Genomic DNA, 13338 nt, shown 5'->3' on the forward strand with positions numbered 1-13338 from the left:
AGGTGGCGGCCGGTCAGTCCTCGTAGCCGTCGAGGTCGGTGAGCAGGATCTTCGAGACCGTGTACGTGCCCTGTCCCGCGGCCACGAGTTTGCCGCTCTCGGAGTAGACGTTGCTGCGCGTGACGTAGAGCGTCTTCCCCGCGGTCACCACCTCGCCGATGGCGTGAATCCCCTCTTTCCGCACCGGCCGGATGAGGTTGATGTGATAGTCGACGGTGAGGACGCTGTACGTCTCCTCCATCGAGTTGGCCGCCATGAATCCGGCGGTGTCGCCGACCTCGAACAGCATGGCCGCGTGGGTGAAGTCCGCGTTCTGGGTGAGGTCGGGATGGAAGGGGATGCCCACCCGTGCGACCCCGGCCTTCTCGATCGTGATCTCCTTGTCCAGGAACCGGGAGATCTTGCAGTTCATGCAGCAGCGCGTCAGCTTCTCGAAGTGCGTCGACGAAGAGCCCATGACAGTGCTCCTTCTCAGTGCTTCTCGGTGCGGTGGCACGGCTGTGTGCGGTGGGTGGCACGGCTATCAGCGCGACACGACCAGGCTGGCGTTGATCCCGCCGAAGCCGCACGCGTTGACCAGGCATCGGCGCACCTCGGTCACTCTAGCTTCGCGGACGATATCGACGCCGGTGAACGACGGATCGGTGTGCCCGAGTTTCAGGGTGGGCGGCACGGTGTGGTGGCGGATCGCCATGAGTGCCCCGGCGAGGTTCAGCGGGCCGTTCGCGGCGAAGGCGTGGCCCACGTGTCCCTTGATCGAGGTGACGGGTGGCTTGCGGCGTGCGTCCGACGCCACCGTGCGCACCGCCTCGATCTCGGCGGCGTCGCCCTGGACCATGCCCGATGCCTGCGCGAAGACGCAGTCGATCGCGTCCGGTGCCACCGCGGCGTCGGCGAGGGCACCGCGCATGCACCGCGCGGCGTGGTGGGCCGAGATGCCCGCGATGCCGTCGGATCCGCTGTTCGTGGCGAAGCCCGTCAGCTCACCGTGCACCACGGCGCCGCGTGCCTCGGCGTGGTCCCTGTCCTCCAGTACGAAGACGGCGGCGGCCTCGCCGACGACCATGCCGTCCCGCTCGCGGTCGAACGGGCGGGGTGTGTCCGCCGGGTCGTCGCGGCGGCTGAGCACCTTCATGGCCTCAAAACCGGAGTAGGTGATCGGGGTCGTCACGGCCTCGGCTCCCCCGGCCAGCGCCCAGGCGCGGTCGCCCGACCGGATCGCGCGCATCGCGTGCCCCAGCGCCTGGCAGCCGCTCGCGCAGGCGCCGGCGATCGTCGTCTGCTCGTCCTCGATGCCGTGGCGCAGCGCGATCGCGCTCGCCGCCATGTTCGGGAGGAGGGAGGGGATCAGGAACGGGCTGGTCCGCCGCACGCCCCGCTGTTCCTGCCGCAGCACTCCGGCCTCGATGCTGGGCAGGCCGCCCATCGCCACCCCGAGGAAGACGGCCCCGCCCGGCGGGCAGCCCGGCGGCGGTGGCGACGGAGCTGAAGGAACGGATGGAACGGACGGAACAGACGCCGGGGCCCCGTCCTCGCCCGCGCTGTTCTCCGGCGACGCGACAAGCCCGCTGTCCTCCAGCGCCCGGCCCGCGGCGAACAGCGCGTAGCGCACGAACGCGCTCATCCGCTTGATCTCGAACTGGAGCGGACCGGGCCCGAACGTGACCACCGCGTCGTCGATCTGTCCCGCGTACCGGCTGCGGAAGCGGCCGGGGTCGAAGCGCGTCAGCGGCACGATTCCCGAGCGCCCGGTGACGAGGCCGTGCCACAGTTCGTCGGCCGTCGCGCCGAGGGGGCAGACCACCCCCATTCCGGTCACCACCACACTGCGTCTCCGCATGACCGGGGCCGCTTCAGACCGGCTGCTGCTCCGTGTCCTGGAGATCTCGTACGTAGTCCACGAGGTCCTGCATCGTCTCCATCCGGCCAACCGCCGACTCCTCGAATTCCAGCTCGAAGCAGTCCTCCAGATAGAGCAGCAGCTCGACCATCTTGAGGCTGCTCATCCCCTCGATGGAGGTGGCGAGGTGCGAGTGCGGAGTGAGGTGGGAGACGTCGGCCTCGACGAACTCACCGATGTGTTTGACGAGCCTCTCGAACAGCTCCTGGTCCCGGTTCTGGTCCGGCATCGTGTGCCCCTCTCGCTCGGTGGTCCTCGGTCGCTCGGTCGTCTTCGATCAGCTTCCGGCACAGATGCCGCTGGATCTTGCCGCTGGTGGTACGGGGGAGGTCGGCGCGCCTGACCCAGTGGTAGGCGACTCCGCCGATCCCGAAGACCTCCGCGAGCGCGTCGCTCACCCGCGCGGTGATGTCCCGCCGGTCGCGTCCGTCGGCGAGCCGTTCGTCGAGCAGGAGGTGGAGCTGCTCGGTGCGCAGCATCGGATCGGGCAGGCCCACGGCCACGACGGCCGGGGTGCGCGGGCTCCGGGTGACGGCCTCGACGAACGTCTCGATCTGGTTGGGGACGTAGTTGCGCCCGGCGATGATGACGAGGTCCTTGCGGCGGCCGGTGACGTACAGCTCTCCCCCGACCTGATAGCCGAGGTCGCCCGTGCGCAGAAAGCCGTCCTCGCGCTTGAGCGGGTCCCCGGACTCCTCCGCGGCGTCCACCGTGACGCCCGACGCGAGGTCCGACGCGAGGTCCGACGCGTCCGGCTCCGGGAGGTAGCCGTCGATCACACTGGGCCCCGCCACCTCTATCTCCCCGATCGTACGGTCGGGCAGCGGCGCGCCGTCCGCGTCGACCACCCGCAGGGTGTGGTCCGGCAGCACCCGGCCCACACACATGGCGCCCGTGGTGCGCGGGTCGTCCGCCGGGCGCGGCACGGCGCGTCCCCTCGCGGCGAGCGCCTCCGCGTCGACCCGGTCGACGGAGTACGGCCGCCCGACGTCGGAGATGGTAACGGCGAGTGTCGACTCGGCCAGCCCGTACACGGGGCACAGTGTCGTCCCGGACAGGCCGAAGGGCGCGAACGTCTCCTGGAAGTCGCGCATCGTGCTCTCGGGCACGGGTTCCGCGCCGCAGAGGGCGACGCGCCAGGCCGACAGGTCGAGGTCGTCCGGCGGGCGCCGCTTCGCGACACGCACACACATGTGGAACGCGGAGCTGGGAGCGGGCGACAGTGTGCCGCCGTAGTAGCTGATCCAGCGCAGCCACGACAGCGGGTTCCGCAGGAAGTTCACGGGGTCCGAGAGCACCATCGGGATGCGGGCGCGGAGCGCGTACGAGATCCCGATGAGGCCCATGTCGTGGAACAGGGGGAGCCAGCTCACCAGGGTGTCCTCGGGTCTCCCCCGGATCGCCTCGGCGATGGAGCGGACGTTGGCGGTGATGTTGCCGTGCCGGATCATGGCGAGTTTCGGTGTGCCCGTCGAACCGGAGGTCGCCTGGAGATGGGCGGGCGACGCGGCCGTCGCACGCGGTGAGTCCAGCGAGGCGAGCGGCGGGTCGGGCGCGGGGAATGCCGCGCGCAATGTGTCCGGGGTGAGCACCGGGGTCGTCAGGAGCGGCTGGAGTTCCTTCTCCCACTCCGGGGAGGTGATGACGTGGCCCGCGCGCGCGTGTTCAGCGAGCCCTCGGAGGTGGGCCGCGTAGTGCGCGGTACGGCCGTCCATCGGCTCCGGTACGACGACGGGCACCACCCCGGCGTAGAGGCAGCCGAGGTAGACGGCGAGGAAGTCGCGTGAGGTGGGCAGGACGAGGATGACACGGTCCGCGGCACCGATACGGTGTGCCGCGAGACCGGCGACGGCCTGTCCGACGAGGCGTTGCACGTCCGCGTAACTGAGGGCGAACTCCTCCTCGGACCTCTCGATCACGCGAAAGGCCGGCCGGTCGGGCGTGTGCCGCGCGCTGTCGAGCAGAGCGTCGATGACGGTCTCAGCGCGAGGCGCCTGGGTCATCGGGCGTACCCCTTCACGAACTCCAGGTCGGAGCGCTTGGAGGACCGGGCCAGCCAGTCGCGCAACGCGCCGTGGCGTGCGTCGAAGTCGGCCTTCAGCAGCGGCTCCTTGAGGGTTCCGGAAGCGGTGTAGTAAGGCTTTTCCAGTTCCTCCAGGAAACGGATGTGCTGCTCCATACCGGCCCGTCCGCGTTCGACGCTGCGCGCGTACGACTTGAGCCGGGCCCGGCGCTGTGGCCGCCGTTCGATCTCGAAGGCCCGCTGGAAGAAGATGGTGTAGCTGTCGAGGATTCCGCGCTGTAGTTCGCTGGGGCGCATTTCGCGCGGGAAGATGCCCACGAACGAATAGTGCTGGTAGGTGGGCACTTCCATGATGATCCGGTGGTCCTCGACGTCCTGTCGGGCGCCGTAGAGAAGGTCCTGGAAGGGGTATTCCGCGAGGCATACGAAGACCGGGTGCATGATGCGTGCTTCGGCGCACCACCGGGCCGTCGCCTCGATGGCCGGGCGGTCCTGGACGTCGAGTCCGAAGATAATGGCGGAGTGAATGGCGATGTCGTTCTCGGCGAAGCGCAGCAGCCGCCGGGTCTGTTCCGAGGGATCGACGCGCTTGTTGAACGCCTGGAGGACGCTCGGGTCCTCCGACTCGACTCCGAGGCAGTATTCCTCGAATCCCGAGCGCTTGAGATCGAGCACCAGGTCCATGTCGTCGGCGTGGCTTACGCGGCTCATCGCGATGAACTTGTAGTCGCGGTCGCGGAAGGTCGCGGCGATCTCACGGCAGTAGTCCTTGCGCGTCGTGAAGTTGAGATCCGTGACGTAGAACCGGTTGCATCCGGTCTGCTCGTAGAGGGCGTCCAGTTCGCCGCGTACGTCTTCCGCCGTCTTGGTGCGGAACCGTCGTCCGAGCAGCCGGATGGCGTAGCAGAAGGAGCAGGCGAACGGGCAGCCGCGCGACATGGAGACCGTCGCCCAGTGGAGTTTCGGGGCCCGCGCGAGGAATTTCGGATTGATCGCGTTGAGGATGTTGCCGTAGCGGGCGATCTGGTTCAGCTTCAGTTCGCCGTCGGCGTCGATATAGGCCAGGTTGTCGACCTCGGTGACGGGTTCGCCGGACTCCAGTGCCCTGATGAGCTGGACGGAGGGGATCTCTCCCTCGGCTATCACCGCGTAGTCGGCGTAGCGCAGCGCCTCGTAGGGCGCGAACGCGGCGTGGGGCCCGCCCATGATGACGACGCAGCCCGGCCGCTTGGCGCGCTGGATGAGTTCCAGTGCCGAGATGTTGGACCAGAAGTGGGTGGCGAGCGCCGAGATCAGGATGTAGTCGTATTCGGCGAGAGGGAAGTCCTCGGGCTTCTCGCCCCAGAACATCTGGCACATCTCGACGCGCGCGTCCGGATACTCCTGCTGGATGAACGAGGCGACGTAGTAGATGCCGTCGTTGTAGGTGGTCGCAAGCGTCGACGCATCGGGGTAGGCATCGTGGAACCCGAGCTGGACGCAGAGAATGTTGAGGCTCTTCATGAGCGTACTCCTCCTCCCGGCCGGCTCTCCTATGCGATGTGCCGGTGCGCGAGCTGCTTGCGCACCTTCTCCTTCATCTCCTGCTTGAGCCTGGCGGCGATGCGGGTGGGGTCGTTGACCCTGCGCTGGGCCCATGCGAGCAGGTCACGTGCCTCGCTGCGGTTCATCTTCGGGTGTTTCCACACCAGGTTGTAGAGGTCGTGCTTGCTCAGATCCGGCTCGTCGATCATGTGCTCCATCTGCCGGTAGAGACGGGTGCCGTGGAACGGCGTCAGCAGTGTGAGCTGGCAGGCGAACAGCCCCTCCTCGTTGAGCTGCTCGATGTCGAACTGCATGTCCTCGATGCTGTCCTCGGCGAATCCGACCATGAACGTGCCGAGCGCCCGGCGCCCGTTGCTGAGCAGTTCACGCACGGTCTGGCGGACGTTGTAGACGTCGTCGCGCTTTTTCACGTCGGCGACGTTCTTGTCGCGGTAGGACTCGATGCCGACGATCGCGCCGTCCATGTAGCGGTCGGTCAGCTCGGGAATGCGGCCTCGTATCAGATCGGCGCGCGTCAGACAGATCCATGGCAGTTCGCGCTCGGCCAGGGCGTCCACGACCTGTTCGGCCAGGTGGTTGGTGAGGAAGAAGCTCTCGTCGTAGATGATGACGTGGGCGACTTGTGCCTCCCTGTACGCGTCGAGCGCCGCGTACATGTCCTCCATGAAGATGGCTTCTTCTTTGGGGTTGAAGATCGGCGTCGAGCAGAAGGTGCAGCCGATGTTGCAGCCACGCTTGGAGTAGAGATATCCGACGGGGGAGCTGAGCCCGCGGAATCCGCTCTCGCCCAGCATCGCCGGGTGCCGCACCCGGGGAAGCGGCTCGCCGTAGACGTACTGATGGAGCGGGAACTCCCCCGCACCCTTCACCAGTCTGGTGAAGTAGCGGTCGATACCGGGTGAGAGGACGCCGTAGTTGCCACCCCAGATCTCGGGCACTCCGGCCTCGCGCGCGGCCTCGGCCATCTCGATCGCGACGGGCGTGGACCAGGTGTAGAAGCTGACGCCCACCATGTCCCACTTCTCGGAATTCAGCGCGGCGTGGTATTCCTGCCACGTCGGATATTCGAGGATCTCGACGTCAGGGACGTTGTACTTGAGGAAGCGGAGACCGGTCGGCGGGCAGGTCACGGACAGCCGGTCCTCGATGTCCACGGCACACGTCCACGCCATGTACGTATCGGTCCGGTCGTACCAGTTTCCGCCGATCCCGTTCGGCTCGACCAGCGCCTCTTTGGGGGCCGTGGTGAGGAGCACCTTCCGCATTTCCGTACCCTTCGCTCGACGGTGTCGTTCGGTGAACATTCACACCGCGCAGCCGCGCGTCGATCTTTAATGCGCAGTCGATCATTAATGCGAACCTGGGCGCGTTTTGGCTCTGGTCGTGCTCCATCGCGAACCCTAGAAGGGCCTCAACTTTTACGTCAACCCGCGAGTTGTGTTCCGATTATGGAGATCAACGCATTCACGCCACCTGATCGTTTATGACGGCATAAAAAGCGTGCCGCTGCGGGAGCCCTCTCCAGGCACGAATGCGCTGACCGGCGGGGACGGGCTCCCCCACCGGTCAGCGCGGCCGTACGTGTCAGGCGGTGGCGCAGGCGGTGCCGTTGAGGCGGAAATTCGACGGGGTGGAGTTGGCGCTGCTCTTGGTCGCCGTGAAGCCGATGGTCACCGAACCACCGGCCGGGAGGGAGGCGGTGTAGGGCGCGGAGGCGACACTCACCGCGGCGCCCTCCTGGGTGGCGGTGCCGCCCCACATGTTGCTGACGGTCTGCCCGTCGGCGAAGGAGAAGCCCAGCGTCCAGCCGTTCAGCGCGGTGGTGCCGGTGTTGCGGACGGAGAGTTCGCCCTGGAAGCCGCCGGGCCACTCGTGGACGACGCGGTATCCGACGGAGCAGGAGACACCGGGTGTGCCGCCGTCCTCGTCGGTGGTGACACTCACCGTGGCAGAGCGTGGCGAGCGGTTCCCGGCCGCGTCGCGCGCGTAGACGGCGAAGGTGTACCGCGTCTCGGCGGCGAGACCGGTCACGGTGACCGTGGTGGTGGCGGACGAGGCCACCGTCGTCTCGGAGTCTCCGCCGACGCGGACGACGTCGTAGCCGGTGACACCCACGTTGTCCGTGGCGGACGGCCAGGAGAGAGTGGCGGAGGTGGCTGTCACGACGGAGGCGGTCGGGGTGCCGGGCGCTGTCGGTGCCTGGGTGTCGCCGGTGCCACCGCCGAAGACGGTGGCTTCCTTCGACGTCTGCGCGATGCCGTCGACACCGTGGAAGATGCGCTGGCCCCACGAACTGAGCCGGCCGGGGTCGAAGTCGATCGCCAGGTCGAGGATCGGGTCGGTGTTGCCGCTCCAGGACCAGGCCAGATAGCCGAGCCTGAGCTGCTGCGCGGCGGCCATCATGGTGTCCTCGTCCGGGTCGCCGTACTGGTCTGGCGGGCCCCCGAACTCCCCGATGAGCAGGGGCAGTCCGGCGTCGACGAAGGCGTTGAGATAGTCGGTGACCTTCTCCGCGGTGTTGTAGACGCTGTACATGTGGATCGAGAAGATCAGGTTGCCTGTGGGGTCGGCGTCGTAGACGGACTGGGCGTTGGCGCGCATGACGCCCTGCCAGTCCTGGCCCCAGTTGGGTGCGTCCACCATGATGGTGTGCTCGTACCCGGCGTTGCGCAGCTTCTGCACGGCGGCGATGGTGGGTGCGGTCCATCCGGCGGGGTCGGTGTTGCCCCAGGGCTCGTTGCCGATGTTGATGATGACGTAGTCCTCCTCACCGGCGAGCACCTCCTTCAGGCCGATCCAGTAGTCGGCCGCCTGGTCGAGGGTGGCCGCTGCGGCCTCCTCGCCGTAGCCGGTGGTGTCGTGCACCTCCAGCACGCAGATGAGCCGGTTGGCCTTGCACTGGTCGACGACGTTGGCCACGTCAGCGGCGCTGTTCTCCGACCAGCGGTGGCCGTTGGAGAGAACGACGCGGACGGTGTTGGAGCCCAGCGCCTTCACGTCGGCGAGCGACTGCGTCTCGCTCGGGTACCAGGTGTGGGCGTGGTTGACGCCGCGCATGACGAAGTCGTTGCCGTTGCTCTCGACCAGGCGGCCGTCGCTGATGTGAAGGCCGGCGGCCTGGGCACCGGGCGGCGGTGCCTGCGCGGCGGCCGGGCCGAGGGAGCCGAGTCCGACGAGGACGAGGAGTGCGACCAAGGGGGCCAGCAGGGCGGTGACGGTTCTCTTACGTGTCGTGCTTCTCGCTGTTCTCACTGGGACTCCAAGGAGTGAGCGCCAAGAAAGCTGAGCATCGGAAGGAACAGACATGGGAGCGCTCCCATGAACGCACTGCGACAGGAACACGTCAAGGCATCGCACACGTTCCGTTGCACTTTCGGGCAGTTGCCCCGCTCCCCCGGCGTGCCCGGCTACCACTCGGCGCCGATGCGACGGGACGTAGGATCGTGCACCGGCTTCATGGTCAACCGGAAAGGCGTGATGGGCTCGATGTCCGAATCGCAGGAACTTGCCAATAAATCGGTCCTCAAGGGCGCGATGCTCCTGCGGGAACTCGCTCGGCATGAGTCCGGTGCGACCGTGACGGAACTCGCTGCTGCCGTCGGCCTCTCCCGGCCGACGGCCTTTCGCATCCTGAACAGCCTTGAACAGACGGGGTTCGTCGACCGGAATGATGCGAAATACACGCTCGGCTGGGAGTTTTCCCGCCTCGCACGGCGCGCCGATCCGTACCGGAGCCTTGTGGGCCGTATTCAGCCGATTCTCGAAGAACTCGCGGAATCCGCGAAGGAGACGGTGACCCTCGCCGTTCCCACCCCGGGCGGGGAGCTGGACCTGATCGCGGCGGCCGCCGGTTCTCATGTCGTGGGCGTCTCGGTGAGTTCGCTGATCGGTCAGCAGTGGCCCTTGCACGCCAGCTCCACCGGGAAGATCCTGCTGGCCGATATGAGTTCCGCGAAGCTGCGGGAGAGCCTTCCGGAGAAGCTGGAGAAATTCACCGCCGACACGATCAGCGACCGGAAAACGCTCCTCAAGGAACTGCAAGAGGTCAGAGAACAGGGTTACGCGATCCTGGACAATGAACTGGAGGAGGGGCTGCTGTCGCTGTCCCGTCCGATCCGTGATTCCGCGGGGAGCCTGGTGGCCATCCTCACCGTCGACGCGCCACGGTACCGGTTCGGGAGGGACAGGATTCCCGGGACATTGCAGCAGATGCACGCCACGACGGAAAAGCTCGTGCGGCTCATGTGGCCGGGGTGGGAAGGGCAGCAGGCCGAGGGGTGACATTCCCGGCCGAGGGCTCAGGCCGGGGGCGGGGGCGGGGCCGGGAGCTCAGGCCACGGCCGGGGCACGGTAGCCGCCGAGCCTGCCCCGGTGGAAGACCAGGGGCTCGCCGGGGTTCGTGGCCATGCGCAGGACCCGGGCGACGACGATGACGTGGTCACCGCCGTCGAGTTCCTGCTCCGGACCGCAGTCGATCCAGGCGACGGCGCCGCCGATGCGGGGAGCGCCGTCCGGGGAGGGGTGCCACTCCACTCCGGCGAACTTGTCGCCCGTCCTACGGGACAGGGCCCGGCACACGTGATGCTGGCCCTCGGCCAGGACGCTGGCGCTGAACCGGCCGCCGGTGCGGACCCTGGGCCAGCTGCCGGAGGTGCGGGCGACGCTGAAGGCGACCAGGGGCGGGGCGAGGGAGAGGGACTGGAAGGTCCCCACGATCAGGCCCGCGGGTGCGCCGGTGGACGCTTCGACGCCCGTCACCGCCACCACCCCGGTGGGAAGCTGGGACATGACGTGGCGGAAGTCCGTCTGGTCGATCTGGTGCCCGGTGACGTGCGTGCTCATGGTGGCGGTCCCTCCGGTTCCTGTGTACGGCTCGGGTGCTCGGGTGAGAACGGTGCGTAGCTTCGGGGGAGAACGGTGCGTATCTCGCGTGGCCGGTGCCACGTGGTCAGTGCTTGACGGCGATGTCCCGTGCGACACGCAGGCCGCGTTCGACGGCTCCGTCGATGAAGCCCGCCCACAGGTCGGCGTTGTCGCTGCTGGCGAAGTGCAGGACGCCCTCGGAGCGCTGCATCCCGCGCAGGTAGGAGGTGAGCTGTCCCGGACGGTGGATCATCCAGGTCTCAGCCGAGTGCGGGTCGGCCATCCAGTCGTGTCCGGTGGCCTCCAGCACCTCCAGGTCGTCCCGCCACACCGTCAGTGCCTTCCGCACGGCCTCGGTGTCGTGCGGACCGATGCGCGTGGCGTCCGCGCCGAAGGCGACGAGGACGGCGTCGTGCGTACCCGTGTATTCCGTGCGCACCACCGACAGCGGGTGGTGTGCCGTGGAGTAGGCGAAGAACGGGCGGACCGGCCCGCGCACCCGGATCCAGAGCTTCACGCCCCGCGACGCCGTCTTCTCCCGCGCCGCGGCCCGCTTCTCGTCGCACAGCGGCGGCGAGACGTCGAGGGTGCCGAGGAGGTTCTGCGGGAGGGTGATCACCACGGAGTCGGCGGTGAGCTCCCTGCCGTCGGCGAGCCGTATCCGTGCGCGGTGCGCGTCGTGCTCGATGGCGCGTACGGGCGCGTTCGTACGGATGTCGGCGCGGGCCCCGGCCGCGATCGCCGCGACCAGGGCGCGCGTTCCCGCGCTGAGCCGGAAGACCGCCGACGCCTCGTGCATGAGGTGCCAGTGTCCGGCGGCAGCGGCGGTCCAGCGCAGCGCGCTGGTGAACGCGCCCTCGTGCGGCGGTGCGTTGAAGTGCCCCACCCACGCCGCCTCGTTGGCGTGGTATTCCTCGGCCGGCAGCCGCAGTTCGTCCAGCTTGTCCTGCACGCTCCAGGTGTCGGCTGCCACGAGGTCCGGGTTGCCGGTGGGGTCGTCAGGGCGCGGGATCCAGTCCATCGTGCCCGCGAGCAGTCGGCGCATGCCCGGGTCGACGAGATCCATGAAGTCCTGGAGCGAACCCGACCGCACCTCCTGTCCGGCCAGCCAGTACGCCTCTTCGGGACGGGGGCCACGTGTCACCTTCAGTCCGTACCGCGTGATCTCGGACCAGATGTGCGGCTGGGTCCAGTGCACCCAGGTTCCGCCCATCTCCAGGTCACGGCCGAGGCGGTGGTCGGTCCACACCCGGCCGCCGAGCCGGTCGCGGGCTTCCAGCACCACGACCTCGCGGCCGGTGTTCCCCAGCTCGCGCGCGGCGATCAGCCCGGCCACACCGCCACCGACGATGACGACGTCAGCGTGCTCCGTCATTGCGCTCCTCCCTCTCCCCTGCTCCCTCTCCTGCTCCGGCTCTCCCGCTCTCCCGCTCTCCGGTCAGCGGGACACGGTGACGGGCACCTGGCCGCCCGCGGGGAACGTGTCCGCGCCCAGGTGCGGGGTGTGGGCACTGCGGGCCATGGAGGCGGGGTGGTCGGGCAGTGTGTGGCGTTGCCCGGCACCGTAGAAACTCTCGCGGAGTGTGGCCGCACCCTCGTCGTAGCGCTCGCGTGCCAGCCCCTGACGGCGCAGCTCGGGGAGCGCGAGTTCGATGAAGTCCCGCCAGCCGCCGGGCTTGGTGGCGTAGCTGAGGTTGAAGCCGTCGACGTCGGCCACCTCCCGCCATGTGCGCAGTTCGGCCGCCACCGTTCGCGGTGAGCCGACGATGACCGCGCCCGTGCCACCGATGCCGATGAACTCGGCGATCTGCCGGGCGGTCCAGGTGCGGGACGGGTCGGCCTTCGAGAACATCTCCGCCACCGAGCGCGAGCCCTCCACCTCGGTGTGCTCCAGCGGTGTCTCGGGATCGACGGTGCTCAGGTCGATCCCCGTCCAGCCCGCGAAGCGTGCGAGCGCGCCCTCGTATCCGGCGTGGCGCAGGTGCCGCTCGTACTTCTCCCATGCCTCGGCGTCGGTGGGCGCGACGATGACGGTGATGAGGGCGAGGACGCGCACGCTCCTCGGGTCCCGGCCCGTTCCGCCGACCGCGGTGCGGATCCTGTCGACGTCCCGCCGGGTGAGTTCGGGGGTCATCGTGTTCACGAAGACCGCCTCGGCGTTCCTCGCGGCGAAGGTCCTGCCTCGCGAGGAGGCACCGGCCTGGAAGAGCACGGGGGTGCGCTGGGGCGACGGCTCGCACAGGTGGATGCCGGGGACGTCGAAGTGGGCGCCCTGATGCTGGACGGGGCGGATCCGGCGCGGGTCGAGGTAGGCGCCGGTGCCGCGGTCGCGGAGGACGGCGTCCTCCTGCCACGAGCTCTCCCACAGCTTGTAGCAGACCTCCAGGTACTCGTCCGCCATATCGTAGCGCGCGTCGTGCGGTATCTGTGTGCCGAGTCCGAGGTTGCGCGCTGCCGACTCGTTGTAGGACGTGACGATGTTCCAGCCGACGCGACCGGCCGTCAGATGGTCCAGAGTGCTGAACTTCCGTGCCAGCGCGTAGGGCTGTTCGTACGTCAGGGACGCGGTGACCCCGAAGCCGAGGTGCCGGGTCACGGCGGCCATCGCCGGGACGACCAGGGCGGGTTCGTTGACCGGGAACTGGGCGGCGTCGCGCATCGCGGCGTCGGGGGAACCGCCGTAGACATCGTGATAGCCGACGGTGTCGGCGAAGAAGATGCCGTCGAAGCAGGCTTCTTCCAGCATGCGGGCGGTGTCGGTCCAGTAGGACAGGTCCGTGTAGCGCCACCCCTCGTCGAGTGGGTCGCGCCAGGAACCGGCGGTCAGGTGGGCGGGGGCGCAGATGTCGAAGGCGAAGAACTTCAGTGGCCGGTTGCTCATGCTGCCCTCCAGAGCAGAAGCGGGAGCCGGGAGCCTTCTCGCGGCGACGGAGACCGCGAGGCACTGACGTTCATCATGCGAACGTCACGTTCATATTCAGAGCGGCTGCGCTTCGTGTCAAGAGAT

The 13338-nt window shown here is 68.3% G+C and carries 11 protein-coding genes; 1 reads left to right on the forward strand and 10 read right to left on the reverse strand.

The features are described 5' to 3' along the window. Positions 1-13: 13 nt before the first annotated feature. The 7 genes from ACWGJ2_RS22945 to ACWGJ2_RS22975 all read right to left on the reverse strand — a co-directional run bounded on the left by ACWGJ2_RS22945 (position 14) and on the right by ACWGJ2_RS22975 (position 8720). Positions 14-457, reverse strand: coding sequence for a PaaI family thioesterase (locus tag ACWGJ2_RS22945; protein WP_453348039.1), 444 nt, complete (start codon positions 455-457; stop codon positions 14-16). A gap of 66 nt (positions 458-523) precedes the next feature. Beyond that, a complete protein-coding gene (locus ACWGJ2_RS22950) occupies positions 524-1840 on the reverse strand; it encodes a beta-ketoacyl-[acyl-carrier-protein] synthase family protein (RefSeq protein ID WP_453348040.1) in 1317 nt (438 codons plus the stop codon). A 13-nt stretch (positions 1841-1853) separates the two neighbouring features. Next, positions 1854-2129, reverse strand: coding sequence for an acyl carrier protein (locus ACWGJ2_RS22955; RefSeq protein ID WP_453348041.1), 276 nt, complete (start codon positions 2127-2129; stop codon positions 1854-1856). Then, entirely contained in the window at positions 2071-3903 is a 1833-nt protein-coding gene (locus tag ACWGJ2_RS22960) for an AMP-binding protein (protein ID WP_453348042.1), read from the reverse strand. Before ACWGJ2_RS22960 ends, ACWGJ2_RS22955 begins: the two co-directional genes overlap by 59 nt. Next, positions 3900-5426, reverse strand: a complete 1527-nt coding sequence (locus ACWGJ2_RS22965) for a B12-binding domain-containing radical SAM protein (RefSeq protein WP_453348043.1) — start codon at positions 5424-5426, stop codon at positions 3900-3902. Before ACWGJ2_RS22965 ends, ACWGJ2_RS22960 begins: the two co-directional genes overlap by 4 nt. Before the next feature lie 29 nt (positions 5427-5455). Next, entirely contained in the window at positions 5456-6733 is a 1278-nt protein-coding gene (locus tag ACWGJ2_RS22970; RefSeq protein ID WP_453348044.1) for a B12-binding domain-containing radical SAM protein, read from the reverse strand. 319 nt (positions 6734-7052) lie between these two features. Continuing rightward, positions 7053-8720, reverse strand: a complete 1668-nt coding sequence (locus tag ACWGJ2_RS22975) for a cellulase family glycosylhydrolase (RefSeq protein WP_453348045.1) — start codon at positions 8718-8720, stop codon at positions 7053-7055. 66 nt (positions 8721-8786) lie between these two features. Between ACWGJ2_RS22975 and ACWGJ2_RS22980 the strand changes: the two genes are divergently transcribed. Next, positions 8787-9749, forward strand: a complete 963-nt coding sequence (locus tag ACWGJ2_RS22980) for an IclR family transcriptional regulator (protein ID WP_453348046.1) — start codon at positions 8787-8789, stop codon at positions 9747-9749. A 48-nt stretch (positions 9750-9797) separates the two neighbouring features. Here ACWGJ2_RS22980 and ACWGJ2_RS22985 read toward each other — a convergent pair whose 3' ends face one another. The 3 genes from ACWGJ2_RS22985 to ACWGJ2_RS22995 form a co-directional block, all read right to left on the reverse strand. Beyond that, positions 9798-10310, reverse strand: a complete 513-nt coding sequence (locus ACWGJ2_RS22985; RefSeq protein ID WP_453348047.1) for a flavin reductase family protein — start codon at positions 10308-10310, stop codon at positions 9798-9800. 106 nt (positions 10311-10416) lie between these two features. Beyond that, a complete protein-coding gene (locus ACWGJ2_RS22990) occupies positions 10417-11706 on the reverse strand; it encodes a flavin monoamine oxidase family protein (RefSeq protein ID WP_453348048.1) in 1290 nt (429 codons plus the stop codon). 63 nt (positions 11707-11769) lie between these two features. Next, a complete protein-coding gene (locus tag ACWGJ2_RS22995) occupies positions 11770-13212 on the reverse strand; it encodes an LLM class flavin-dependent oxidoreductase (protein ID WP_453348049.1) in 1443 nt (480 codons plus the stop codon). Positions 13213-13338 lie beyond the last annotated feature (126 nt).

This window comes from Streptomyces sp. NPDC054796, from assembly GCF_053611545.1.